Annotated in this window: 20 protein-coding genes; 14 read left to right on the top strand and 6 right to left on the bottom strand. The window is 60.3% G+C overall.

The features are described 5' to 3' along the window. Window positions 1–195 precede the first annotated feature (195 nt). From pyrG to ATE40_RS00575, 5 genes are all read left to right on the top strand, one after another. On the top strand, window positions 196–1,833 hold the full coding sequence (pyrG, locus tag ATE40_RS00555; protein WP_004932674.1) for a glutamine hydrolyzing CTP synthase: 1,638 nt from the start codon (window positions 196–198) through the stop codon (window positions 1,831–1,833). Window positions 1,834–1,914: 81 nt separating this feature from the next. Further along, on the top strand, window positions 1,915–3,210 hold the full coding sequence (gene eno, locus ATE40_RS00560) for a phosphopyruvate hydratase (protein WP_004932670.1): 1,296 nt from the start codon (window positions 1,915–1,917) through the stop codon (window positions 3,208–3,210). A gap of 297 nt (window positions 3,211–3,507) precedes the next feature. Next, on the top strand, window positions 3,508–4,698 hold the full coding sequence (locus ATE40_RS00565) for an NAD(P)/FAD-dependent oxidoreductase (RefSeq protein WP_049242070.1): 1,191 nt from the start codon (window positions 3,508–3,510) through the stop codon (window positions 4,696–4,698). Further along, window positions 4,695–5,099: a hypothetical protein gene (locus tag ATE40_RS00570; protein WP_080286892.1), complete on the top strand. Its 405-nt coding sequence runs from the start codon at window positions 4,695–4,697 to the stop codon at window positions 5,097–5,099. The genes ATE40_RS00565 and ATE40_RS00570 overlap by 4 nt, the downstream gene beginning before the upstream one ends. 30 nt (window positions 5,100–5,129) lie before the next feature. Beyond that, window positions 5,130–6,326, top strand: coding sequence for a methionine gamma-lyase (locus ATE40_RS00575; RefSeq protein ID WP_063918176.1), 1,197 nt, complete (start codon window positions 5,130–5,132; stop codon window positions 6,324–6,326). Between the two features lie 36 nt (window positions 6,327–6,362). On the opposite strand, the gene ATE40_RS00580 is transcribed toward ATE40_RS00575, so the two are convergent. The 4 genes from ATE40_RS00580 to ATE40_RS00595 all read right to left on the bottom strand — a co-directional run bounded on the left by ATE40_RS00580 (window position 6,363) and on the right by ATE40_RS00595 (window position 12,800). Beyond that, window positions 6,363–7,757 carry an amino acid permease gene (locus ATE40_RS00580; protein ID WP_025159648.1) on the bottom strand — a complete coding sequence of 465 codons (1,395 nt, stop codon included), beginning with the start codon at window positions 7,755–7,757 and terminating at the stop codon, window positions 6,363–6,365. A 102-nt stretch (window positions 7,758–7,859) separates the two neighbouring features. After that, the gene (gene hutH / locus ATE40_RS00585; protein ID WP_019455102.1) at window positions 7,860–9,395 is read right to left on the bottom strand and encodes a histidine ammonia-lyase; all 1,536 of its coding nucleotides are present in this window, start codon (window positions 9,393–9,395) and stop codon (window positions 7,860–7,862) included. Further along, entirely contained in the window at window positions 9,392–11,083 is a 1,692-nt protein-coding gene (gene hutU, locus ATE40_RS00590) for a urocanate hydratase (protein WP_025159649.1), read from the bottom strand. The genes hutH and hutU overlap by 4 nt, the downstream gene beginning before the upstream one ends. A gap of 376 nt (window positions 11,084–11,459) precedes the next feature. Then, window positions 11,460–12,800: an MFS transporter gene (locus tag ATE40_RS00595; RefSeq protein ID WP_019455103.1), complete on the bottom strand. Its 1,341-nt coding sequence runs from the start codon at window positions 12,798–12,800 to the stop codon at window positions 11,460–11,462. 323 nt (window positions 12,801–13,123) lie between these two features. Between ATE40_RS00595 and queE the strand changes: the two genes are divergently transcribed. Continuing rightward, window positions 13,124–13,795, top strand: a complete 672-nt coding sequence (queE, locus tag ATE40_RS00600; RefSeq protein WP_063918177.1) for a 7-carboxy-7-deazaguanine synthase QueE — start codon at window positions 13,124–13,126, stop codon at window positions 13,793–13,795. 30 nt (window positions 13,796–13,825) lie between these two features. On the opposite strand, the gene queD is transcribed toward queE, so the two are convergent. Continuing rightward, window positions 13,826–14,185: a 6-carboxytetrahydropterin synthase QueD gene (gene queD / locus ATE40_RS00605; protein WP_004932638.1), complete on the bottom strand. Its 360-nt coding sequence runs from the start codon at window positions 14,183–14,185 to the stop codon at window positions 13,826–13,828. A 436-nt stretch (window positions 14,186–14,621) separates the two neighbouring features. On the opposite strand from queD, the gene cysJ reads away from it, so the two are divergent. From cysJ to ATE40_RS00620, 3 genes are all read left to right on the top strand, one after another. Beyond that, window positions 14,622–16,424 (top strand): NADPH-dependent assimilatory sulfite reductase flavoprotein subunit, encoded by a 1,803-nt coding sequence (cysJ, locus tag ATE40_RS00610; protein WP_063918178.1) that lies wholly within the window; start codon window positions 14,622–14,624, stop codon window positions 16,422–16,424. Continuing rightward, on the top strand, window positions 16,424–18,139 hold the full coding sequence (cysI, locus tag ATE40_RS00615) for an assimilatory sulfite reductase (NADPH) hemoprotein subunit (protein WP_063918179.1): 1,716 nt from the start codon (window positions 16,424–16,426) through the stop codon (window positions 18,137–18,139). Before cysJ ends, cysI begins: the two co-directional genes overlap by 1 nt. A 61-nt stretch (window positions 18,140–18,200) precedes the next feature. Then, window positions 18,201–18,935: a phosphoadenylyl-sulfate reductase gene (locus tag ATE40_RS00620; RefSeq protein WP_016929052.1), complete on the top strand. Its 735-nt coding sequence runs from the start codon at window positions 18,201–18,203 to the stop codon at window positions 18,933–18,935. A gap of 56 nt (window positions 18,936–18,991) precedes the next feature. Here the strand turns inward: ATE40_RS00620 and ATE40_RS00625 are convergent, their stop codons facing one another. Further along, window positions 18,992–20,062: an aminopeptidase gene (locus ATE40_RS00625; protein WP_025159651.1), complete on the bottom strand. Its 1,071-nt coding sequence runs from the start codon at window positions 20,060–20,062 to the stop codon at window positions 18,992–18,994. Window positions 20,063–20,322: 260 nt separating this feature from the next. On the opposite strand from ATE40_RS00625, the gene cysG reads away from it, so the two are divergent. The 5 genes from cysG to ATE40_RS00650 all read left to right on the top strand — a co-directional run bounded on the left by cysG (window position 20,323) and on the right by ATE40_RS00650 (window position 25,162). Next, complete coding sequence (cysG, locus tag ATE40_RS00630) at window positions 20,323–21,753, top strand: siroheme synthase CysG (protein WP_019455108.1); 1,431 nt, start codon at window positions 20,323–20,325, stop codon at window positions 21,751–21,753. Window positions 21,754–21,775: 22 nt separating this feature from the next. Continuing rightward, window positions 21,776–22,684, top strand: a complete 909-nt coding sequence (cysD, locus tag ATE40_RS00635) for a sulfate adenylyltransferase subunit CysD (RefSeq protein ID WP_004932620.1) — start codon at window positions 21,776–21,778, stop codon at window positions 22,682–22,684. An 11-nt stretch (window positions 22,685–22,695) separates the two neighbouring features. Then, on the top strand, window positions 22,696–24,123 hold the full coding sequence (gene cysN / locus ATE40_RS00640) for a sulfate adenylyltransferase subunit CysN (protein WP_019455109.1): 1,428 nt from the start codon (window positions 22,696–22,698) through the stop codon (window positions 24,121–24,123). After that, a complete protein-coding gene (cysC, locus tag ATE40_RS00645) occupies window positions 24,062–24,751 on the top strand; it encodes an adenylyl-sulfate kinase (protein WP_080062264.1) in 690 nt (229 codons plus the stop codon). Before cysN ends, cysC begins: the two co-directional genes overlap by 62 nt. 84 nt (window positions 24,752–24,835) lie before the next feature. Further along, entirely contained in the window at window positions 24,836–25,162 is a 327-nt protein-coding gene (locus tag ATE40_RS00650; protein ID WP_004932611.1) for a DUF3561 family protein, read from the top strand. Window positions 25,163–25,174: the final 12 nt, after the last annotated feature.

The following is a 25,174-nucleotide window of genomic DNA, read 5'->3' on the forward strand; positions in this document are numbered from 1 at the left end:
AAATATTCTCCGCTAACTCTTTGTATTTCCTGGAGGGTTTGCGGGGCGCCGGCGGAGTAAACCCTGATGAACACGGGAGGGCGGCCGAGATGATGGACAGCAAAACGATCGTTTGTAGGTCAGGAGAGGTTCGGGTATACTACTTTCCCGTCCTGGTTCTTCCATCGTCTTTAAACCTAAACTCTCAGGTTCAGCATGACAACTAATTATATTTTTGTGACCGGCGGGGTCGTATCCTCTCTGGGTAAAGGCATTGCCGCAGCCTCTCTGGCGGCTATTCTTGAAGCCCGTGGCCTCAACGTTACCATCATGAAACTGGACCCGTACATCAACGTGGATCCGGGCACCATGAGCCCGATTCAGCATGGGGAAGTTTTCGTCACCGAAGACGGCGCAGAAACCGATCTGGATTTGGGTCACTACGAGCGCTTCATCCGCACCAAGATGTCGCGTCGCAACAACTTCACCACCGGCCGCATCTACTCCGACGTGCTGCGTAAAGAACGCCGCGGCGACTATCTGGGCGCGACCGTGCAGGTCATTCCGCACATCACCAACGCGATCAAAGAACGCATCATCGAAGGCGGCGAAGGCCACGATGTGGTGCTGGTGGAGATCGGCGGCACCGTCGGCGATATCGAATCGCTGCCGTTCCTCGAAGCCATCCGTCAGATGGCGGTGGAAGTGGGCCGCGAGCACACCCTGTACATGCACCTGACGCTGGTGCCATACATGGCGGCGGCCGGCGAAGTGAAAACCAAGCCGACCCAGCATTCCGTAAAAGAGCTGCTTTCCATCGGTATCCAGCCTGATGTGCTGATTTGCCGTTCCGATCGCGCTGTTCCTGCTAACGAACGCGCTAAAATCGCACTTTTCTGCAACGTGCCGGAAAAAGCGGTTATCTCTCTGAAAGACGTTGATTCTATTTATAAAATCCCAGGCCTATTGAAATCTCAGGGGCTGGACGATTATATTTGTAAACGATTCAGCCTGAACGCGCCGGAAGCCAACCTGGCCGAATGGGAACAGGTGATCTACGAAGAAGCCAATCCGGGCGGCGAAGTGACCATCGGTATGGTCGGCAAATACGTTGAGCTGCCGGATGCTTACAAGTCGGTGATCGAAGCGCTGAAGCACGGCGGGCTGAAAAACCGTTTGACCGTGAACATCAAGCTGATCGACTCGCAGGACGTGGAAACCCGCGGCGTGGAAGTGCTGAAAGGGTTGGATGCGATCCTGATCCCGGGCGGCTTCGGTTACCGCGGCGTGGAAGGCAAAGTGATGACCGCACGCTATGCGCGCGAGAACAACATTCCTTACCTGGGCATTTGCCTGGGCATGCAGGTGGCGTTGATGGAGTTCGCTCGTAACGTGGCCGGCATGGAAAACGCTAACTCCACCGAGTTTATGCCAGACTGTAAGTACCCGGTGGTGGCGTTGATCACCGAATGGCGCGACGAAGACGGCAACGTCGAAGTGCGCAGCGAAGAAAGCGATTTGGGCGGCACGATGCGCGTAGGTGGCCAACAGTGCAACCTGAGCGACAACAGCCTGGTGCGTCAGCTGTACGGCGAACCGACCATTGTCGAGCGTCACCGTCACCGTTACGAAGTTAACAACATGCTGTTGAAGCAGATCGAAGCCGCAGGGCTGCGTGTCGCCGGCCGTTCCGCCGACAACAAGCTGGTTGAGATCATTGAACTGCCGAATCACCCGTGGTTTGTAGCCTGTCAGTTCCACCCGGAATTTACATCTACTCCGCGCGATGGGCATCCGCTGTTCGCCGGCTTCGTGAAAGCCGCTGGCGAGCATCAGAAGCGCCAGGTGAAATAAAATATTTGGTAGGCGGCGCGCGGTGAGAACCGCGCGCTGTTTGTCTGGAGTTTTAGTTTAACTTGTACTGAGGAAAACCTAATGTCCAAAATCGTTAAAGTCATCGGTCGTGAAATCATCGACTCCCGCGGTAACCCGACTGTAGAAGCCGAAGTTCATCTGGAAGGCGGTTTCGTCGGCTTGGCTGCTGCGCCGTCAGGTGCTTCTACCGGTTCCCGCGAAGCGCTGGAACTGCGTGACGGTGACAAGTCTCGTTTCCTGGGTAAAGGCGTACTGAAAGCCGTTGCTGCAGTAAACGGTCCGATTGCTCAGGCAGTACTGGGTAAAGATGCCAAAGACCAGGCGAACATCGACAAGATCATGATCGAGCTGGACGGCACCGAAAACAAATCCAACTTCGGCGCCAACGCCATTCTGGCGGTTTCTCTGGCAGCAGCGAAAGCAGCCGCAGCCTCTAAAGGCATGCCGCTGTACGAGCACATCGCTGAACTGAACGGCACCCCAGGCAAATTCTCCATGCCACTGCCGATGATGAACATCATCAACGGCGGCGAGCACGCTGACAACAACGTCGACATTCAGGAATTCATGATTCAGCCGGTTGGCGCGAAAACCCTGAAAGAAGCGGTGCGCATCGGTTCTGAAGTGTTCCACCACCTGGCGAAAGTTCTGAAAGCCAAAGGCATGAACACCGCTGTGGGCGACGAAGGCGGCTACGCGCCAAACCTGGGTTCCAACGCCGAAGCGCTGGCGGTTATCGCTGAAGCGGTAAAAGCGGCGGGCTACGAGCTGGGCAAAGACGTTACTCTGGCGATGGACTGCGCGGCTTCCGAATTCTACAAAGACGGTAAATACGTGCTGGCTGGCGAAGGCAACAAAGCCTTCACTTCCGAAGAGTTCACTCACTTCCTGGAAGAGCTGACCAAACAGTACCCAATCGTGTCTATCGAAGACGGCCTGGATGAATCCGACTGGGCGGGCTTCGCTTACCAGACCAAAGTACTGGGCGATAAAATCCAGCTGGTTGGCGACGATCTGTTCGTGACCAACACCAAGATCCTGAAAGAAGGCATCGAGAAAGGCATCGCTAACTCCATCCTGATCAAGTTCAACCAGATCGGTTCTCTGACCGAAACCCTGGCAGCTATCAAGATGGCGAAAGACGCCGGTTACACTGCGGTGATCTCTCACCGTTCCGGTGAAACCGAAGACGCGACCATCGCTGACCTGGCGGTAGGGACTGCGGCTGGTCAGATCAAAACCGGTTCCATGAGCCGTTCTGACCGCGTTGCCAAGTACAACCAACTGATCCGTATCGAAGAAGCGCTGGGTGACCGTGCGCCGTTCAACGGCCTGAAAGAAGTTAAAGGCCAGTAAGTTCGACCGATTCGGTTGCTAAATAAAAACCCGCCGCGGCGGGTTTTTTTATGTTTTAAATTCGTGATGATTGTCATTTTAATAATAAGTTTTTTATTGAAAGCGTGGTTTTGTTTAACCCGATAATTTCATTAAAGATAGTAAACGCGATTATTTTATATTCCCATTTTGTTTGCTTTATAACTATTCGTTACTAGACTGCCAATAAGGCAGTTTATTTTCGCCGTTCTGCCGTAGACCTTGAACATCACCATACCTTAATACTGCCGGCTTGCTGGCCGGTTGAGCGAGGGCTTGATGCGACAACGAATCATCATTGTCGGCGGTGGAACCGGCGGCACCATCCTGGCCAATTTATTGGCTGCAAAATTACACCGGGAAATTATTAATAATAAAGTCGAGTTATTAATGATATCGGATTCACCGCTGCATTATTACAAACCGGCGTTTATGTATGTGGCATTCAATTCTTTTTTCAAGCAGGAGCTTACGCGCTCACAGCGGAGTTTATTGCGGCCTGAAATACAGTTTATTATTGATAAAGCAGAATCTTTCGATTTAAAACAGCGAAGTATAGCGACACAAAGCGGTAAATTTTATTCCTATGATTTTCTGGTTTTCGCCACCGGCTGCGTACCCTGGCCAGAGCGCATCGAAGGGTTGGCGCAGGCGGGCGATCATTTCTACCAGTATCAGGCCGCGCAGCAGTTGGCGCATAAGCTGGCGACGATCGAGAAAGGCCGCATTTTCATCACCGTGTCCTTCCCTGAAACGCCCAACGTGCCCCACCAGTGCGGCATCGCCCCGATCGAAACCACCCTGATGCTGGACGACTACCTGCGGCGGCGCGGCGTGCGCAAGGCGGTGGAGATCGTTTATACCTACCCAACCATTTCTCAACTGCTGCGTAACTGCCTGTTTTTACAGCGCCCGACCGGCGAAGCGTTGCCCGCCATTTTTGCCGCACGTGACATTCTCCACCAGCGTGGGTTTACCCTCAGCCGGGTAGACGCCCAACGTAACATCGCCTATTCCGCTGAGGGGGAAGAGCAGTCGTTCGACATTCTGATGGCAACGCCGCCGATTCGCGCAGTCGAAGCGGTGCGCAATACAGGGTTGAGCGAGAGTCAAAACGGTGAAGGCTGGCTGCCGACCGATCATCAAACGCTGCAGGTCTACGGCCAGCAGGGCGTGTATGTCATAGGCGATACCGTGGATTTGCCGGTCAGCAAGGCCGGCGGCTCTTGCCATAATCAGGCGCCGGTCATTGCCGACAACATCGTGGCGGAAATGCGGCTGGGCCAAACCGTGAGCCATTATGACGGCAAGGTGCAGGCGGTCGCGCAAATGGGGCTGAATGCCGGCATGCCGCTGGTGTACGACTACCGTCACGACGTGCTGCCGACGCCCGCCACCAAGGTGGGCGGCATGCTGCGCAATGGGTTTAACCGCGGCCTTTACTGGGCCACGGTAAGGGGGCTGATATGACGGAAAGCACGGTGCATGCGGCTGACCTGCAATCATTGGCGGCGTTGCTCGAGAAACTGCAGCCGCTGCTGGCGGGTGGCCGGTTGGATAACGTGGTCGATCTGTTGTCGCTGTTGTCGGACGTGGTGGATATTGCCGACAACGCGCTGGTGGAGAAATTAGCCGGCGTCTTTGAAGGTTTGGTGACCCTCGGCTGGGAAGGCGGAACGGCGCTGCAGATGGCGCACAGCGAGCTGCAGTTGAATCCACCACCGGCCAGTTTTCGCGCGCTGTACGCCTTGCTGAAGCAGCCGGATACCCTGCTGGGGTTAACGTTGCTGCTGCGTACTTTACAAATCATCGGCCAGCGCACGCGAGACAGCGCGTTGCCGTCAGCCCTGCCAGATGAATCGTCGAATTAAGCTTCACCCACTCAGGTAAGGAGTTGTGTTATGTCCGCTACAGCAGTTGGCCACGACTTTGCCACCCGGGCTATTCATTACGGCTACGATCCTCAGCGGTATCAGGGGGCACTGTCTCCGCCGGTGTTTATGAGCTCTACGTTTGCTTTTCCCACGGCGGAATACGGCGGCGCCTGCTTTGCCGGCACCGAGCCGGGGTACTTTTATTCGCGTATCGCCAACCCGACGTTAAACCTGCTCGAGCAACGCATCGCCAACCTGGAGGAAGGGGAAGCTGCGGTGGCGTTCGCTTCCGGTATGGGGGCGATCACCGCGTGTTGTTGGACGCTGCTCAGACCGGGTGATGAGCTGATTGTCGACGAAACCGTCTATGGTTGCACCTTCAGCTACTTTCATCATGGTCTGGCGCGCTTTGGCGTCAAGATAACCCACGTTGATCTGACCCGGCCGGAGCGGTTGGCGGCGGCTATTGGACCGCGTACCCGCCTGGTGTATTGCGAAACGCCGGCCAATCCCAATATGCGTTTGATCGATATCGCCGCCGTGGCGGAGATTGCCCATCGGCATCAGGCGCTGTTGCTGGTGGACAACACCTACTGTACGCCCTATCTGCAGCGGCCTTTGGCGCTAGGCGCCGATATCGTGGTGCACTCGGCGACCAAGTACCTCGGCGGGCATGGGGATCTCCTGGCCGGGATCGCGGTGACGCGTCAGGCGTTGGCCGAGGCGATCCGTCTGGAGGGGCTAAAGGACATGACCGGGGCGGTACTGTCGGCGCAGGATGCCGCGCTGGTGCTGCGTGGGATGAAAACCCTGCCGCTGCGCATGGATCGTCATTGCGATAATGCGCAGCGCCTGGCGGAGATGTTGGCGGAGCATCCGGCGGTCGAGCGGGTATATTACCCCGGCCTGGCGAACTTCCCGCAGCATGCGTTGGCGCAGCGGCAAATGGCGCGCCCCGGCGGCATGCTGGCGTTTGAGCTGCGGGGTGGCCTGCATGCAGGCATTCGTTTCCTCAACGCGCTGCAGCTCATCTTGCGCGCGGTCAGCCTGGGCGATTGCGAAAGCCTGGCGCAGCACCCGGCCAGCATGACGCACTCGGCCTACACGCCGGAAGAGCGGAAACGGCACCATATCAGCGAGGGGCTGGTGCGGCTGTCCGCCGGGCTGGAGGCGTTTGACGATCTGCAGGCGGATATCCTGCAGGCGTTGGCGCAGGCGCAATAAAAAACCCGCCGCAGCGGGTTTTACCTTCAGCGAACGCTACATCTGCTGCGTTGCCGCAGTGACCGGCGAGCCACCGCCTTTCTTGCGCACCCACAGCCAGTAAGCCACGGTGAGGAGGGCTATCCATACCAGCCCGACGTACAGCGCGATGCGGCTCTCTTCGAAGTAGCCGAGCAGGCCGATGACGAACGCCATAAAGGCGGTCGCCAATGCCGGCGCTACCGGCCACCACGGTACCGGGAAGCTTAACTGACGAGCTTCTTCCGGCGACAGCGTGCGGCGCATGACGATCTGCGACAGCAGGATCATCAGCCATACCCAGACGGTGGCGAAGGTGGCGATCGAGGCGATGATCATGAAGACTTTCTCTGGAATCAGATAGTTGAGCACTACCGCCAGCAGCAGAGCGACCGACATCACCAGCACCGTCATCCACGGCACGCCGCTGGCGGTCAGTTTGGTGAAGCTGCGCGGCGCCTGGCCGTCCTGCGCCATGCCGTACATCATGCGGCCGGCGCCGAAGATGTCGCTGTTGATGGCCGAGATGGCGGCGGTGATCACCACCACGTTCAGCACGTTGGCGGCGGAGCTGATGCCGAGGTTGCTGAAGATCTCAACGAACGGGCTGCCGTTCTGGCCGATGCTGTTCCACGGGTAGATCGCCATCAGCACCGTCAGCGTCAGCACGTAGAACAACAGAATGCGCACCGGCACGGCGTTAATCGCTTTCGGCAGCACTTTGGCGGGGTCTTTCGCCTCGCTGGCGGTGATGCCGATGATCTCGATGCCGCCGAAGGCGAACATCACTACCGCCAGCGACGCGACCACGCCGCCGATGCCGTTAGGCATAAAGCCGCCGTGTTGCCACAGGTTGCTGATGCCGGTGGCGTGCTGGGTCTGTCCGAAACCGAACAACATCACCGCCGCGCCGCCGACGATCATCGCCACGATGGCGGCGACCTTGACCAGCGACAGCCAGAATTCCATTTCACCGAAGACCTTGACGCTGCACAGGTTGAGCGCGCCGATAAACAGGATGATGCTGAGTACCCAGACCCACTGAGCGACGTCCGGGAACCACAGCCCCATATAGATGCCGAAGGCGGTGACGTCCGCCAGGGCGACGATCACCATTTCAAAGGTGTAGGTCCAGCCGGTGAGGAACCCGGCCAGCGGGCCGAGGTAGTGGCTGGCGTAGTGGCCGAACGAGCCGGAGACCGGTTGGTGCACCGCCATTTCACCCAGCGCGCGCATCACCATGAACACCGCCGCGCCGCCCACCAGGTAGGCCAGCAGCACGGCCGGACCGGCCAGCTGAATGGCGCCGGCGGAGCCATAGAACAGACCGGTGCCGATCGCCGAGCCGAGAGCCATGAAACGGATATGCCGCGCGTTTAGTCCGCGTCTGAGTTGTGTTGTTTCGTTACGCATGTTGCTTCCCGTTAAGTGTTTGCCGAACAGGCACGCGCTGCCCGCGCCGGGTGGAACGCACCCGGCGGGGCAGAACAAACTGCGTGATTCAGTGTGTGATGATTATGCCTGGCTAGGCAGCAGCGCCGCAGGCAGCAGCGATGTCAGGTGACCGGCCGCCAAGAGTTGGCTGGCGGCTTCAATGTCGGGGGCGAAGAAACGATCCTTGTCATAGAAACTGACATGCTCGCGCAGCAGACGGCGCGCCTGCTCCAGACCTTCCGAGGTCTTCAGGCCGTTGCGGAAATCCAGGCCCTGGCAGGCGGCCAGCCATTCGACCGCCAGAATGCCGCGTACGTTGTCCGCCATGCTCCACAGGCGGCGGCCGGCGGCCGGTGCCATGGAGACGTGGTCTTCCTGGTTGGCGGAGGTTGGGATGCTGTCGACGCTCGATGGATGTGCCAACGCTTTGTTTTCGCTGGCCAGCGCCGCGGCGGTGACCTGGGCGATCATGAAGCCGGAATTCACGCCGCCGTTCTCCACCAGGAACGGTGGCAGCTGCGACATGTGTTTGTCCATCATCAGCGAGATGCGGCGTTCGGACAGCGAACCGATTTCGGCAAACGCCAGCGCCAGATTATCGGCGGCCATCGCCACCGGTTCGGCGTGGAAGTTGCCGCCGGACAGCACGTCGCCCTGTTCGGCGAACACCAGCGGGTTATCGGAGACGGCGTTGGCTTCGATCTCCAGCACCTCGGCGGCCTGGCGGATCTGCGTCAGGCAGGCGCCCATCACCTGTGGCTGGCAGCGCAGGGAGTAAGGATCCTGCACTTTTTCACAGTTGCGGTGTGAGTCGGAGACTTCGCTGCGTGCGCCGAGCAGGTGGCGGTAGGCGAGGGCGGCGTCGATCTGGCCGCGCTGGCCGCGCACCTCGTGGATACGCGCGTCAAACGGGCTGCGGGAGCCCAATGCCGCTTCCACCGTCAGGCTGCCCGCCACGGTCGCGGCGGCGAACAGGTCTTCCGCATCGAACAGGCCGCGCAGCGCGAAGGCGGCGGAGACCTGGGTGCCGTTCAGCAGCGCCAGGCCTTCTTTCGCCGCCAGCGTCAGCGGTTTCAGGCCGGCTTTGGCCAGTGCTTCGGTCGCCGGCAACCATTGGCCCTGATGGCGCGCCTGGCCTTCACCCAGCAGCACCAGGCTCATGTGTGCCAATGGCGCCAGGTCGCCGGAAGCGCCGACCGAGCCTTTCAATGGGATATGCGGATAAACTTCGGCGTTGACCAGCGCGATCAGCGCCTGAATGACTTCCAGACGAATGCCGGAGAAGCCGCGCGACAGGCTGTTGATCTTCAGCACCATGATCAGGCGCACCAGATTGTCGTCGGTCGGCTCGCCCACGCCGGCGGCGTGTGACAGCACGATCGAACGCTGCAGGTTTTCCAGATCGTCGCGGGCGATGCGCGTCGAAGCCAGTAGGCCAAATCCGGTGTTGATGCCGTAAGTAGTGCGGTTTTCTTCAACGATGCGCTCTACGCAGGCCACGCTCTGCTGGATAGGGGCATAGGCGTTGTCGTCCAGCGTCAGCGTCACCGGATGTTGGTAGACGTCGCGTAGCTGGGCCAGCGTCAGTTTGCCTGGGCGAATAGTCAGCGCTTTCATGCTTTTTCTCCTTGGGTGGCGGCAACCATCGGCAGGTTCAGGCCTTGCTCGCGGGCGCAGTCGATAGCGATATCGTAACCGGCGTCGGCGTGACGCATGACCCCGGTAGCCGGGTCGTTGTGCAGGACGCGGGCGATGCGCTCGGCGGCCTCATCGGTGCCGTCGCAGACGATCACCATGCCGGAGTGTTGGGAGAAGCCCATGCCGACGCCGCCGCCGTGGTGCAGGGAAACCCAGGTGGCGCCGCTGGCGGTGTTCAGCAGGGCGTTCAGCAGCGGCCAGTCGGAAACTGCGTCGGAGCCGTCTTTCATCGCTTCGGTTTCACGGTTCGGGCTGGAAACGGAGCCGGAATCCAGGTGGTCGCGGCCGATGACGATCGGGGCGGACAGTTCGCCGCGGCGCACCATCTCGTTGAACGCCAGGCCCAGTTTGGCGCGCTGGCCGAGGCCAACCCAGCAAATGCGCGCCGGCAGGCCCTGGAAGCTGATGCGCTCGCGCGCCATGTCCAGCCAGCGGTGCAGGTGTTCGTCATCCGGGATCAGCTCTTTCACCATGGCGTCGGTTTTGTAGATGTCCTGTGGATCGCCGGACAGCGCCGCCCAGCGGAACGGCCCGATGCCGCGGCAGAACAGCGGACGGATGTAGGCCGGCACGAAGCCCGGGAAGTCGAAGGCGTTGTCGACGCCGGTTTCTTTTGCCATCTGGCGAATGTTGTTGCCGTAGTCGAAGGTCGGCACGCCCATCTGCTGGAAGGCCAGCATGGCTTTGACGTGATCGGCCATCGACTGTTTGGCGGCGGCGACCACTTTAGCCGGCTCGGTCTGGGCGCGCTGGCGATACTCTTCCCAGCTCCAACCCTTCGGCAGGTAGCCGTTCAGCGGGTCGTGGGCGCTGGTCTGGTCGGTGACCATGTCCGGGCGCACGCCGCGGCGCACCAGCTCCGGCAGGATTTCCGCCGCGTTGCCGCACAGGGCGATGGAGATGGCTTTGCCTTCTGAGGTGTATTTTTTGATGCGGGCCAGCGCGTCGTCCAGATCTTTGGCCTGCTCATCGACATAGCGGGTTTTCAGACGGAAATCGATGCGGCTCTGCTGACATTCGATGTTCAGCGAGCAGGCGCCCGCCAGCGTGGCGGCCAGCGGCTGCGCGCCGCCCATGCCGCCCAGACCGGCGGTCAGCACCCAACGGCCCTGCAGGCTGCCGTCGTAGTGCTGGCGGCCCGCTTCGACGAAGGTTTCGTAGGTGCCCTGAACGATGCCCTGGCTGCCGATGTAGATCCAGCTGCCGGCGGTCATCTGGCCGTACATGGCCAGGCCTTTGGCATCCAGTTCGTTGAAGTGTTCCCAGGTCGCCCAGTGTGGCACCAGGTTGGAGTTGGCGATCAGCACGCGCGGCGCGTTGCTGTGGGTTTTGAATACGCCGACCGGCTTGCCGGACTGCACCAGCAGGGTTTCGTCTTCTTCCAGCGTTTTCAGGGTTTCGACGATCTTGTCGTAGCAATCCCAGTCGCGCGCGGCGCGGCCGATGCCGCCGTACACCACCAGCTCGTGTGGGTTCTCCGCAACTTCAGGATCGAGGTTGTTCATCAGCATGCGTAACGGCGCTTCGGTCAGCCAGCTTTTTGCGTTTAATTGTGTGCCGCGTGGCGCGCGTACATCGACATTGCGAACTTTGTTATTTGTAGTCACAGCATTTTCCTCAAACAGTATCGGTGCAGATTCCATGCCGCGGTGGGGATGAGAACCACGGCATAACAATGCGTAGGGCTTATTAACATATACTTGTATGTACAAGCATATGCAACACTGACCAGTTGCCGCTGAAAAGTGGCATAAGAAAAAGTTATTTTCTTTTTATATCAGGTTGATATGCGTTTTTTTATCACCGGCCTCATGTGCACAAGGCCGGAGAAAAGTGAGCTATTCGGCAAAAATGAATTAAAAATGACTCATTTTTGGGCGGCTAGTCACAATATTTTTACAGACTGATTACAGTTGGCGGCGGAGGATAAACAACCCCTATCACCGCAGGAAAAAAAGCCCGCCATGAGCGGGCTGGCAAGGATCAGGCGGCCGGTTGCAGCGTCGGTTTGCGGCTCATCTTGCATACCGTCGCGATGGCGGCGATCAGCGCCGGCACGCACAGGAACATCAGGATGCTCTGCACTTCCCATTGCATGGCCAGCAGTTGAGCCCCCATCATGGTGCCGGCGACGCCGCCGAAGCGGCCGATGCCCTGCATCCAGGCGATGCCGGTGGCGCGGCTGTGGGTGGGGTAGAAGGTGGCCGCCAGCGTTTGCAGGCCGGACTGCGCGCCGTTCATGGTGACGCCCATCAGGAAGATGAAGGCGCCAAGCAGCACGATCTGCTTGTCTTCGGTGGCCATCGCCACGATCAGCAGGGCGGTGACGACAAAGCCGCTCGAGACCACCTTATGCGCATTCCAGCGATCCATCAGCCAGCCGGCCACCAGAATGCCCAGCGTGCCGCCGAAGGTGAACAGCGAGGTGAGCATCGCCGATTGCTCCAGCTGATAGCCCAAGCCCTGCATCAGGATCGGCATCCAGCTCAGCAACACGTAGTAGATCACCAGCCCCATGAAGTAGGTCACCCACAGCATCAGCGTGCCGAGCAGGTAAGGGCGACTGAACAGCAGGCCGATGCTGGTCTTGGTCTGCGCCAGCTTCTCTTCGTACAGGTAAAAACGCGTCACGCCGTCGAGGCTCTGGCTGACGAAACGCTGCGCGATGCGTTTGATCTTCGCCGCTTCCTGTCCACGGTTAACCATATACTTGACCGATTCCGGCAGCAGCAGGATCAGCAACACCGTCAGCGCCAGCGGCGCGATGGCGCCGAGCAGCAATACGCTGTGCCAGCCGTAGTTCGGGATCAGCCACGACGAAATGGCGCCGCCGCCGGCCGCGCCCAGCGGAAAGCCGCAGTACATGGTGTTGATCGCCAGCGAACGGCAGCGCTGCGGCGCGTATTCGGAGATCAGCGTGATGGCGTTGGGCATCGCCGCTCCCAGCCCGAGGCCGGTGAGGAAACGCCACAGCGTCAGGCTATTGAGCGAACCGGCGTAGGCGGTGGCCAGGCTCGACAGGCCGAAGAACAGGCAGGAAAACACCAGCACGCGCTTGCGGCCGATGCGGTCGGAGATCGGCCCGGCGATCAGCGCGCCGAGCGATAGCCCCAGCAGCGCGGCGCTCAGCACCGGCCCCAGGTCCTGTTTCACTATGCCCCAGTCTTTGGCGACCGACGGCGCGATATAGCCCATAGCGGCGGTATCAAAACCGTCGATGGCGAGGATCAGGAACCCGAGAATGATCAGTGTCCAGTGAAACAGCGAAAACTTGCTGTCGTCGATGGCCTGTTGAATGTTTAACTCGCTGGTGGAATGAGTCATGGCACCCTCTAAACGCAGATGTAGTCGTGATGGAACGTGGCCGGAACTGTCGCCCGGCTTGTGTTTGCTTGTATATACATCTGCGCGTCGGCGCTTTATGTCAAATATAATTATCTTATTTGTTAACTGCGTGTTGTTTTCTGTGGAGCAGCTTGCACCGCCGATGAAATGCCGAAGGCCGGTTAACAAATTAAATGAACGCCATTAGCGGTGAGATATGCTGACGGCGGCGCCGAGGATAAAATTTAATACATTTTTGGCCGTTTGGTCGCCGGGCCGGAATCTGCGATAATCGCTTTTTACTTTTCCAGATTGAGAAACCGATGCAGTACCCGATCAATGAGATGTTCCAAACCTTGCAGGGCGAAGGCTTTTTCACCGGCGTGCCGGCCATTTTCATCCGCCTGCAGGGCTGCCCGGTAGGGTGCAGCTGGTGCGACACCAAACATACCTGGGAAAAGGAAGCCCATCGGGAAGTAGACCTGCAACGGATCCTGGTCAAAACAGAAGAGAGCGACGCCTGGGGCAACGCCACCGCCGAACGGCTGTTGGCGGTAATGCGCCAGCAGGGCTACACCGCGCGCCATGTCGTGATCACCGGCGGTGAACCCTGTATCTACGATCTGACGCCGCTGACCGAGCTGTTCGAACAGCATGGCTACAGCTGCCAAATTGAGACCAGCGGCACCCACGAAATCCGTTGTTCCGCCAACACCTGGGTGACGGTTTCGCCGAAGGTGAACATGCGCGGCGGCATGAAGGTGTTGGATCAGGCGCTGCGGCGCGCCGACGAGGTGAAACATCCGGTGGCGCGTGAGCGCGACATCGAGGCGCTGGATGCGCTGCTGGCGACGTTGCAGGACGACAAGACCCGCATTATCGCGCTGCAGCCGATCAGCCAAAAAGAAGAGGCGACCCGCCTGTGCATCGAAACCTGCATCGCGCGCAACTGGCGGCTGTCGATGCAGACCCACAAGTATCTGAACATCGCCTAAAATCAGGGCGCCATTGCGGCGCCCTTTCTTTTAACCTTTATATACGCATCCCGCAGTACAGGTCTCTTTCACCATCACCGCCGTCAATTCCGGCAGCTGGGGCTTGAGCTGCTGCCAAATCCAGGCGGCGAGCACTTCGCTGGTGGGATTTTCCAATCCTGGAATATCGTTCAGATAATGGTGATCCAGCCGTTCCCAGATCGGGGAAAACACAGCCTTGAGCTCGGCGAAATCCATCACCCAACCGGTGTGGGGATCCACTTCACCGGTCACTTCCAGACGCACCATAAACGAATGCCCATGCAGACGGCCGCATTTATGGCCCTCCGGCACGTGCGGCAAACGGTGTGCGGCTTCAAACTGAAAATCTTTAAACAGCGTGGTTGCCATTATTACGGCCTCATTGACTCAAAAACCGCCGCATAGTACCGGAAAGCGCGTCTGCTTGCCATTTATACCGTTATGGTCTACCGCCACGGCCAACGCGCCCGGTTAACACTTTTTTTGTTTGGTGTTTGCGGCACCTATCGGCTGGGGTTATGAGCCGAAATGTTGAACGGTGAAAAAATGATGAAAAAAAGTGCTTTATTTTCATCTGGATAAAAAACTTTGTTTAACGGTTTAAGCGTTATCCCTTACCGGAAAAACAGCTTAGTCATTTTGGTTATGATTTATTGCTATCCCTTATTTAATCGTTGCTATTCTGCTCGGTAACCTTACAAACTCTCCTGATCTTTTCCGCACACCCGACGCAGCGAAGAGACAGCGACTGACACTGGCGCGCGCCTGGCAGCAAAGGCGCTAAGTATAGGAAATAAGTACAGCAATGACGACTCAGGCTCCTCCAACATCTTTGCTCCCGCTGACGCCCGAACAGCTGGCGCGCCTGCAGGCGACGATCGGCGATTATTCGCCGACGCAGCTGGCGTGGCTGTCCGGCTATTTTTGGGGAATGGTCAATCAACAGCCCGGAGCCGTGGGCATTGCGCCTGTCGCCCCAGCGGCGGCTGCCGGCATCACCATCATTTCCGCATCGCAGACCGGCAATGCGCGCCGCCTGGCGGAGCAGCTGCGAGACGATCTTTTGGCCGCCAATCTGAGCGCCACGTTGGTCAGCGCCGGCGACTACAAATTCAAACAGATAGCGCAAGAGCGCCTGCTGGTGATCGTCGCCTCTACGCAGGGGGAGGGCGAACCGGCGGAAGAAGCGGTGGCGCTGCATAAATTCCTGTTCTCGAAGAAGGCGCCGAAGCTGAATGATACCGCTTTTGCGGTGTTCGGGCTGGGCGACACCTCTTATGAGAATTTCTGTCAGTCTGGTAAAGATTTCGACGGCAAACTGGCCGAACTGGGCGCCGAGCGCCTGGTGGAGCGTGTGGACGCCGACGTGGAGTACCAGGAGCTGGCCGCCGCCTGGCGCAAACAGGTGGTGTCGGTGCTGAAGGCGCGCGCGCCGGCGGAAAGCGCCGCGCCGGGCGTGTTGGCCAGCGGCGCGGTCGATCTGATCGACAGCAGCCCGTACAGCAAGGAACAGCCGCTCACCGCCCAACTGGCGGTCAATCAGAAAATTACCGGCCGTGCGTCGGATAAAGACGTGCGCCATATCGAGATCGATCTGGGCGACTCCGGCCTGCGCTATCAGCCGGGCGATGCGCTCGGCGTATGGTTCGACAACGATCCGGCGCTGGTGGACGAACTGGTGCAGCTGTTGTGGCTGAAAGGCGACGAGCCGGTCGAGGTGGAAGGGCAAACCCTGCCGCTGGCGCAGGCGCTGCGCAGCCATTTCGAACTGACGCAGAACACCACGCCGATCGTCGATAAATACGCCGCGCTGTCGCGCGACGAAACGTTGATCGGCCTGCTGGCGGATAAAGCTGCGCTGCAGCATTACGCGCACAACACGCCGATCGTCGACATGGTGCGCCAGGCGCCGGCGGATCTGAGCGCCGAACAGCTGGTCGGCCTGCTGCGCCCGCTGACGCCGCGCCTGTACTCCATCGCCTCTTCGCAGGCGGAGAACGAAAGCGAAGTGCACATCACCGTGGGCGTGGTGCGTTACGACATCGACGGGCGCGCCCGCAGCGGCGGCGCCTCCGGTTTCCTGGCGGATCGCCTGGAGGAGGACGGCGACGTGCGAGTGTTTATCGAACACAACGATAACTTACGCCTGCCGGCCAACCCGGAAGCGCCGGTGATCATGATCGGCCCGGGCACCGGCATCGCGCCGTTCCGCGCCTTTATGCAGCAGCGCGATGCCGACGGCGCCGGCGGCAAAAACTGGCTGTTCTTCGGCAACCCGCACTTTACCGAAGATTTCCTGTATCAGGTCGAATGGCAGCGCTACGTGAAAGACGGCCTGCTGACCCGCATCGATCTGGCCTGGTCCCGCGACCAACAACATAAAATATACGTACAAGACAAACTGCGCGAACAGGGCGCGGAAGTGTGGCGCTGGATTCAGGAAGGCGCGCACATTTACGTCTGCGGCGATGCCAATCGCATGGCAAAAGACGTGGAAAACACATTACTGGAACTGGTGGCCGAGCACGGTGGCATGGATACCGAGCAGGCGGATGAATTTTTAAGTGAGCTGCGCCTTGAGCGCCGTTATCAGCGAGATGTTTACTGATGAGTGATAAACACCCCGGGCCTTTGGTAGTCGAAGGCAAACTGGCCGATGCGGAGCGCATGAAGAAGGAGAGCAACTTCTTGCGCGGCACCATCGCCGAAGATTTGAACGACGGCCTGACCGGCGGCTTCAACGGCGACAACTTCCTGCTGATCCGTTTTCACGGTATGTACCAGCAGGATGACCGCGACATTCGCGCCGAACGCGCCGAGCAGAAGCTGGAGCCGCGCCACGCCATGATGCTGCGCTGCCGCCTGCCGGGCGGCGTCATCAGCCCGCAGCAGTGGCTGGGCATCGACAAGTTCGCGCAGGAAAGTACGCTGTACGGCAGCATTCGCATCACCAACCGCCAGACGTTCCAGTTTCACGGCATTCTGAAAGGCAACGTCAAACCGGTGCACCAACTGCTGAACCGTCTGGGGCTGGACGCGCTGGCGACTGCCAACGACGTGAACCGCAACGTGCTGTGCACCTCCAACCCGGTGGAGTCCGAGCTGCATCAGGAAGCCTACGAGTGGGCGAAGAAGATCTCCGAACACCTGCTGCCGCGCACCCGCGCCTACGCAGAAGTGTGGCTGGATCAGGAGAAGGTGGCCACCACCGACGAAGAGCCGATTTTGGGATCGACCTACCTGCCGCGTAAATTCAAAACCACGGTGGTGATCCCACCGCAAAATGACGTCGATCTGCACGCCAACGACATGAACTTCGTGGCGATCGCCGAAAACGGCAAGCTGGTGGGCTTCAACCTGCTGGTGGGCGGCGGGCTGTCCATCGAGCACGGCAACAAGAAAACCTACGCGCGCCAGGCCAGCGAGTTCGGCTACATTCCGCTCGAGCATACGCTGGCGGTGGCGGAAGCGGTGGTGACCACGCAGCGCGACTGGGGCAATCGTACCGATCGCAAGAACGCCAAGACCAAATACACGCTGGAGCGCGTCGGGGTGGACGTTTTCCGCGCCGAAGTGGAAAAGCGCGCCGGCATCACCTTTGCACCGATCCGGCCGTATGAATTCACCGGCCGCGGCGATCGCATCGGTTGGGTGAAGGGCATCGACGATCAGTGGCACCTGACGCTGTTTATCGAGAACGGTCGCCTGCTGGACTATCCGGGGCGCCCGCTGAAGACCGGTATGGCGGAGATCGCCAAGATCCATAAAGGCGACTTCCGTCTGACGGCGAACCAAAACGTGATCATCGCCGGCGTGCCGGAAAGCGAGAAGGCGAAGATCGAAGCCCTGGCGCGCGAACATGGCCTGATCGACGACCAGATCAGCGAGCAACGCAAAAACTCGATGGCCTGCGTGTCTTTCCCGACCTGCCCGCTGGCGATGGCGGAGGCCGAGCGCTTCCTGCCGCAATTCGTCACCAAGGTGGAAGGGATCATGCATCGGCACGGGGTGGGCGACGAGCATATCGTGCTGCGCATCACCGGCTGCCCGAACGGCTGCGGCCGCGCGCTGCTGGCGGAGCTGGGGCTGGTGGGCAAGGCGGTCGGCCGCTATAACCTCCATTTGGGCGGCAACCGCGAAGGCACGCGTATTCCGCGCATGTACCGCGAGAACATCAACGAAGACGAGATCCTGAGCGAGATTGACCTGCTGGTGGGGCGCTGGGCGAAGGAGCGCAACGCCGGCGAAGGCTTCGGCGACTTCACCGTTCGCGCGGGCATCGTCAAACCGGTGCTGGATCCGGCGCGGGATTTCTGGGAGTGAGGCCGGGCGGCCTCTGGGCAGAGGGGCCGCACAGGCAATTTCAAGTAGCAGGAGAGACAACATGGCTGAATTCGATCTGGCGGCGCTGAACGCGTTGCCCAAATCCGGGCAGGCGCTGGCATTGGCGGTGGTCAACGGCCAACTGGAGACCCTCAGCGCCGAACAGCGCGTTGCATGGGCGCTGGAGCATCTGCCCGGCGAGTTCGTACTCTCGTCCAGTTTCGGCATTCAGGCGGCGGTATGTCTGCACCTGGTGACGCGCATCCGGCCGGATATCCCGGTGATCCTGACCGACACCGGTTACCTGTTCCCGGAAACCTATCGCTTTATCGATCAACTGACCGACCAGCTGAAGCTGAATCTGCAGGTGTTCCGCGCCGAACAGTCTCCCGCCTGGCAAGAGGCGCGCTACGGCAAGCTGTGGGAACAGGGCGTGGAAGGGATTGAAAAGTACAACCAGATCAACAAGGTTGAGCCGATGAATCGCGCGCTGGAGACGCTGGGCGCGCAGAGCTGGTTCGCCGGCCTGCGGCGCGAACAGTCCGGCAGCCGCGCCAATCTGCCGGTGCTGGCGGTGCAGCGCGGGGTGTTCAAGATCCTGCCGATCATCGACTGGGACAACCGCAAGATTTACCAGTATCTGACCGAGCACGGACTAAGCTATCACCCGCTGTGGGAGCAGGGCTACCTGTCGGTAGGCGATACCCACACCACCCAGAAGTGGGAGCCGGGCATGAGCGAGGAAGAGACGCGTTTCTTCGGGCTGAAGCGCGAGTGCGGTCTGCACGAAGGCTAAACGAGGCGAATCACACGACAGGGCTCAGCAATGCTGGGCCCTGTTTTTTTTGCGGGCTACTTTTTCTTTTTCGCTTTCGGCGGGTGCGCCTGCGCCAGCTCTTTGATCAGCGGCAGCAGGATCTGCACGCTGTCGCGGCTGCGTTTATCGATCCGCCCCGGCAGGTAGCGATCCAGATACTGCAGGTTGTCATACTGCGGGCGGTGCCAGGTGACGCCCTGCGGGAAGTGCGGGCTGACGGCGCGTTGCTGGTAACCGTCCTTGTCGCCCAGCGACCAGTTGGTGGCTTCCACCGACAGCACCGGGATGCCCGCCGCATCGAATACCTCTTGATCGGAGCAGCAGCCGGTACCCTGCGGATGCTGTGCATTGCCAGGGTTGGTGGCGGCGGCGATGCCGTAGCGGTGGGCGATATCCAGCGCGCGATCGCGGGAGCGCTTCGCCATCTGCGGCGGCGTGTTGCGCCCGGCGTTGAAGTACAGGCGATCGCCGGTGATCAGACTGTCGAGGTTGATCACCAGTACGGTGTTGCTTTTCTCTTCCGCGCTCATGCGCTGCAGGTAGTTCTGCGCCCCCAGCGAACCGATCTCTTCGGCGCTGGTGGCGACGAAGCGCAGGCCGTAGGCGGTGGGGATGTTCTTCAGGCGTTCCGCCAGTTCCAGCATCACGCCGATGCCGGAGGCGTTGTCGTCGACGCCCTGCAGCGTCAAGCCGCCGAGATTGTTATCCAGATCTTCGTCGCTCTGCGGCGTATAGGTGTCGAAGTGGGCGACGATCACTATCTGTTTCGGGCTGTCGCCGTTGCGGGCGGCGATCACCGAGCTGGCGGTGACGTTGTTCCAGTTCTTCTTGCCGTCTTTGCTGGTGTAGAGATAGCGCGTATTGACGCTGCGAATATCGCTTTGGTAGCCCATCTTGCTGAACTGCTGCTTCAGGTAGTCGGCGGTGAGCAATTCGGCCGGGCTGCCCGCCATGCGGCCGGGGAAGTAAGTGGCGATGTGGCGGGTCTGTTCGGCGGCGAAGCGGCCCATTGGCGCGTCTTTGGCGGGCTGTGCGGCACACACGCTGAAGACGCCGCCGAGTGCGAGGGCCAGCAGGCTGGTCTTCAGGTAAAAACGGGAAAACATACCGAAAAATCCTTCTTTGCTATCGGCGCTGCCGATCATTTTTCTGCGGCACCCAGTATGAGACGCCGGGCGGCATTACACAATTTCCCTGTCTCTTAATTTCGCGCGAACGCGCAAAGCATCGCCTCGATTATCACCGTTTGCCTCCTGCGCTGCGGCCTATATTCCATAAAGGAACTAATCATTCCTTTTCGTCATTTCAGAGGCTAAATCTCAGCCCGTATAGTCACACTATCTTTCTGTTATATGAAAAGGCTGTTGTGGACTATCTACCAATATTCGCCGACCTGAAACAACGTCCGGTGCTGGTCGTTGGCGGTGGTGACGTGGCTGCGCGCAAAGTCGATCTGCTTCAGCGCGCCGGGGCTGAAATACGGATAGTTGCGCAGTCGCTCTCACCGGAACTGGAACAACAACGTCAGCTGGGGCGGGTGCTCTGGCTGGGGGAAAGCTTTGACCCGCAGCAGTTGGACGACGTGTTTCTGGCGATCGCCGCCACGGACGACAACGCCCTGAACGCCGCGGTGTTCGCCGAGGCGGATAAGCGCCGGGTGTTGGCCAACGTGGTGGACGATCAGCCGCGCTGCTCGTTTATCTTCCCGTCGATCATCGATCGCTCGCCGCTGGTGGTGGCGGTGTCGTCCAGCGGCCAGGCGCCGGTGCTGGCGCGCCTGCTGCGCGAAAAGCTGGAGGCGTTATTGCCCGCCAGTTTGGGGCAGATGGCGCAGGTAGCGGGCCGCTGGCGCGGCCAGGTCAAACAGCGGTTGGCTTCGATCGGCGAACGTCGCCGTTTCTGGGAGAAAACGTTCGGCGGCCGTTTCGCCACGCTGGTGGCCAACGGCCAGACGGCGCAGGCGGAACGGCAGCTGGAGCAGGATTTACACCACTTCGCCGCAGGCGATGAAGGCGCACAGGGCGAGATCGCCCTGGTGGGCGCCGGGCCGGGCGACGTGGGGCTGTTGACCCTGCGCGGGCTGCAGGTGATGCAGCAGGCGGACGTGGTGCTGTATGACCATCTGGTCAGCGGCGAGATCCTCGATCTGGTGCGGCGCGACGCCGAGCGCATCTGCGTGGGCAAGCGCGCCGGCGCGCACTCGGTGATCCAGGAAGAGACCAACCGGCTGCTGGTGGAGCTGGCGCAGCAGGGCAAACGGGTGGTGCGCCTCAAGGGCGGCGATCCGTTCATCTTTGGCCGCGGCGGCGAAGAGCTGCAGGTGGCCGCCGCCGCCGGCATTCCGTTCCAGGTGGTGCCTGGCGTCACGGCCGCCGCGGGCGCGACCGCCTACGCCGGCATTCCGCTGACGCATCGCGATCACGCGCAGAGCGTGACCTTTATCACCGGCCACTGCCGCCCCGACGGCGATGGCCTGGACTGGGCCGATCTGGCCCGGGCGCGGCAAACGCTGGCTATCTACATGGGCACCATGAAGGCGGCGGACATCAGCCAACGCCTGATCGCCCATGGCCGCGACGCTGCGACGCCGGTGGCGGTGATCAGCCGCGGCACGCGCGCCGATCAGCAGGTGCAGATCGGCACGCTGGATCAATTGGAACACCTGGCCCAACGGGCGCCGTTGCCGGCGCTGTTGGTGATCGGCGAGGTGGTGGAACTGCACCATCAAATCGCCTGGTTCGGGCATCAATCGCAGACGGAAGGGGCCGCGCGCCCGGCCGTCGTGAATTTGGCATAGGCAAGGCTTTTAAGGACCTGTTATGGACGAAAAACGACTCACTCATTTGCGGCAATTGGAGGCGGAGAGTATCCATATCATCCGTGAAGTCGCCGCTGAATTCGCTAACCCGGTGATGCTGTACTCCATCGGTAAAGACTCTTCCGTGATGCTGCATCTGGCGCGCAAGGCGTTCTTCCCCGGCACGCTGCCGTTCCCGCTGCTGCACGTCGATACCGGCTGGAAATTCCGCGAAATGTACGAATTCCGCGATCGCACCGCGAAGGAGTACGGTTTCGAGCTGTTGGTGCACAAAAACCCGGAAGGGGTGGCGATGGGCATCAACCCGTTCGTGCACGGCAGCGCCAAGCATACCGACATCATGAAGACCGAGGGCCTGAAGCAGGCGTTGAACAAGTACGGTTTCGACGCCGCCTTTGGCGGCGCGCGGCGCGACGAGGAGAAATCGCGTGCCAAAGAGCGCATCTATTCGTTCCGCGATCGCTTCCACCGCTGGGATCCGAAAAATCAGCGGCCGGAGCTGTGGCACAACTATAACGGCCAGATCAACAAAGGGGAGAGCATCCGCGTCTTCCCGCTGTCGAACTGGACCGAGCTGGATATCTGGCAGTACATCTTCCTGGAAAAGATCGACATCGTGCCGCTGTACCTGGCGAAACCACGCCCGGTGGTGGAGCGCGACGGCATGCTGATGATGGTGGACGACGATCGTATCGATCTGCAGCCGGGGGAAGTGATCAGCCAGCGCATGGTGCGTTTCCGCACCCTGGGTTGCTGGCCGCTGACCGGCGCGGTGGATTCGCAGGCGCAAACCCTGCCGGAGATCATCGAAGAGATGCTGGTCTCCACCACCAGTGAACGCCAGGGGCGGATGATCGACCGCGATCAGTCCGGCTCGATGGAGCTGAAAAAGCGTCAAGGGTATTTCTAAGGAGCCGCCGGATGAACAACGCAATTGCACAACAAATCGCTGACCAGGGCGGCGTCGAATCCTATCTGCACGCGCAGCAGCACAAGAGCCTGCTGCGCTTTCTGACCTGCGGCAGCGTCGACGACGGCAAAAGCACCCTGATCGGCCGCCTGCTGCACGATACCCGCCAGATCTACGAGGATCAGCTGTCGACGCTGCACAGCGACAGCAAACGCATCGGTACCCAGGGCGAGAAACTCGATCTGGCGCTGCTGGTGGACGGCCTGCAGGCCGAACGCGAGCAGGGCATTACCATAGATGTGGCCTATCGCTATTTCTCGACCGAAAAGCGTAAATTTATCATCGCCGATACCCCGGGACACGAGCAGTACACCCGCAACATGGCCACCGGTGCCTCCACCTGCGATCTGGCGATCCTGCTGATCGACGCGCGCAAAGGGGTACTGGATCAGACTCGCCGCCACAGCTTTATCGCAACCCTGCTGGGCATTCGCCATCTGGTGGTCGCGGTAAACAAAATGGATCTGGTGGATTATCAGGAAGCGGTGTTCGAACAGTTCAAACAGGATTACCTGACCTTCGCCCAGCAGCTGCCGGGCGATCTGGATATCAAATTCGTGCCGCTGTCGGCGCTGGACGGCGACAACGTGGCGAGCGAAAGCGCCCATATGCCGTGGTACAGCGGCCCGACGTTGTTGGAAGTGCTCGAGAGCGTCGACGTGGTCAGCGAGCGTGAAAACCAGCCGCTGCGCTTCCCGGTGCAGTACGTCAATCGCCCGAACCTCGATTTTCGCGGCTATGCCGGCACGCTGTCCGCCGGCGTGGTGCGGGTGGGGCAACGGGTCAAGGTGCTGCCTTCCGGCGTGGAGTCCAGCGTGGCGCGCATCGTGACCTTCGACGGCGATCTGCAAGAGGCGGTGCCGGGCGAGGCGATTACGCTGGTGCTGAAGGATGAGGTGGACATCAGCCGCGGCGATCTGCTGGTCGATGCCGGCGAAAGCCTGCAGGCGGCGCAGAGCGCGCTGGTGGACGTGGTGTGGATGGCCGAACAGCCGCTGGTGCCGGGCCAGAGCTACGACATCAAGATCGCCGGCAAAAAGACCCGCGCTCGCGTGGAGAGCATCCGCCATCAGGTGGAGATCAATACGCTGGCGCAGCACCCGGCTGACACCCTGCCGCTCAACGGTATCGGGTTGGTTGAGCTGACCTTCGACGAACCGCTGGTGCTGGACAGCTACCAGAGCAACCACGACACCGGCGGGCTGATCTTCATCGATCGCATGAGCAACGTTACGGTCGGTGCCGGTCTGGTGCGTGAAACGCTGCAGGCCGCCTCGGCGGCGCGCGGCGAGTTCAGCGCCTTCGAGCTGGAGCTGAATGCGCTGGTGCGCAAACACTTCCCGCACTGGGGTGCGCGCGATCTGCTCGGTGGCCAGTAAGGTGGCCGTGGAACTGAGGGCGAGCGGGCCGGACGATGAGAACGTGGTTTGGCATCCGCATGCGGTGACGCGTGCGGATCGCGAAGCGCGCAACGGCCACCGCGGCGTGGTGTTGTGGTTTACCGGGCTGTCCGGCTCGGGCAAATCCACCGTCGCCGGCGCGCTGGAGCAGGCGTTGCACGGTCTCGGTGTCAGCACCTATCTGCTGGACGGCGATAACGTGCGGCACGGCCTGTGTCGCGATCTCGGCTTCTCCGACGAGGATCGGCGCGAGAACATTCGCCGGGTGGGGGAGGTGGCCAAACTGATGGTGGACGCCGGGCTGGTGGTGCTGACCGCGTTCATTTCGCCGCACCGCGCCGAGCGGCAGATGGTGCGCGAGATGCTCGGCGAGGAGCGCTTTATCGAGGTGTTCGTCGACACGCCGTTGGCGATCTGCGAGGCGCGCGATCCGAAGGGATTGTATAAGAAAGCGCGCGCCGGCGAGCTGCGCAATTTCACCGGCATCGACGCGGTTTACGAGGCGCCGCAACAGCCGGAAATTCACCTCGATGGCCAACAATTGGTAACAAATTTGATTGCGCAATTGTTAGACGTGTTGCGTGGTCAGGCTATTATCAAACCCTGAATTCAAAAAAAGCGTGTGGCGTTTTTCGCCATGCGCTTTTTACTCTAAGCCGCCGCAGAGCGAGCCGAATAACCAGGGATCACTATGCAAAATGTCACGCCTATCTTGATCGACTCCAAGCAGTCAAAACAGGAGAGAGAGGAGCCGTCTTATTCTTTCCTGGGCGGCGTCAGCGGCTTTGTTTTCTACTGGCTGGCATTCGCGTTGCCGTTTCTGGTTTACGGTTCCAACACGCTGTTTTTCCTGCTCTATACCTGGCCGTTCTTCCTGGCGCTGATGCCGCTGTCGGTGCTGATCGGCATCACCCTCAGCATGCTGTTGCGCGGCCGTCTGATCCTGACGCTGCTGCTGACCGGCGCGATCGTGCTGTGCTTGTTCTGGCTGGTGTTCAGCTTCCTGACCGGGTGGTGAGAGAGCGGGCGC

The organism is Serratia surfactantfaciens, from assembly GCF_001642805.2.
GTDB lineage: Bacteria > Pseudomonadota > Gammaproteobacteria > Enterobacterales > Enterobacteriaceae > Serratia > Serratia surfactantfaciens.

Coding starts and splice junctions, on each gene's coding strand:
- ATE40_RS00580 (WP_025159648.1), bottom strand. CDS start 7,757: ATGCGTAACGAAACAACACAACTCAGACGCGGACTAAACGCGCGGCAT.
- queE (WP_063918177.1), top strand. CDS start 13,124: ATGCAGTACCCGATCAATGAGATGTTCCAAACCTTGCAGGGCGAAGGC.
- ATE40_RS00565 (WP_049242070.1), top strand. CDS start 3,508: ATGCGACAACGAATCATCATTGTCGGCGGTGGAACCGGCGGCACCATC.
- hutH (WP_019455102.1), bottom strand. CDS start 9,395: ATGAAAGCGCTGACTATTCGCCCAGGCAAACTGACGCTGGCCCAGCTA.
- cysI (WP_063918179.1), top strand. CDS start 16,424: ATGAGTGATAAACACCCCGGGCCTTTGGTAGTCGAAGGCAAACTGGCC.
- cysN (WP_019455109.1), top strand. CDS start 22,696: ATGAACAACGCAATTGCACAACAAATCGCTGACCAGGGCGGCGTCGAA.
- eno (WP_004932670.1), top strand. CDS start 1,915: ATGTCCAAAATCGTTAAAGTCATCGGTCGTGAAATCATCGACTCCCGC.
- cysJ (WP_063918178.1), top strand. CDS start 14,622: ATGACGACTCAGGCTCCTCCAACATCTTTGCTCCCGCTGACGCCCGAA.
- queD (WP_004932638.1), bottom strand. CDS start 14,185: ATGGCAACCACGCTGTTTAAAGATTTTCAGTTTGAAGCCGCACACCGT.
- cysD (WP_004932620.1), top strand. CDS start 21,776: ATGGACGAAAAACGACTCACTCATTTGCGGCAATTGGAGGCGGAGAGT.
- ATE40_RS00620 (WP_016929052.1), top strand. CDS start 18,201: ATGGCTGAATTCGATCTGGCGGCGCTGAACGCGTTGCCCAAATCCGGG.
- ATE40_RS00570 (WP_080286892.1), top strand. CDS start 4,695: ATGACGGAAAGCACGGTGCATGCGGCTGACCTGCAATCATTGGCGGCG.
- pyrG (WP_004932674.1), top strand. CDS start 196: ATGACAACTAATTATATTTTTGTGACCGGCGGGGTCGTATCCTCTCTG.
- ATE40_RS00650 (WP_004932611.1), top strand. CDS start 24,836: ATGCAAAATGTCACGCCTATCTTGATCGACTCCAAGCAGTCAAAACAG.
- ATE40_RS00625 (WP_025159651.1), bottom strand. CDS start 20,062: ATGTTTTCCCGTTTTTACCTGAAGACCAGCCTGCTGGCCCTCGCACTC.
- cysC (WP_080062264.1), top strand. CDS start 24,062: ATGCGCTGGTGCGCAAACACTTCCCGCACTGGGGTGCGCGCGATCTGC.
- ATE40_RS00595 (WP_019455103.1), bottom strand. CDS start 12,800: ATGACTCATTCCACCAGCGAGTTAAACATTCAACAGGCCATCGACGAC.
- ATE40_RS00575 (WP_063918176.1), top strand. CDS start 5,130: ATGTCCGCTACAGCAGTTGGCCACGACTTTGCCACCCGGGCTATTCAT.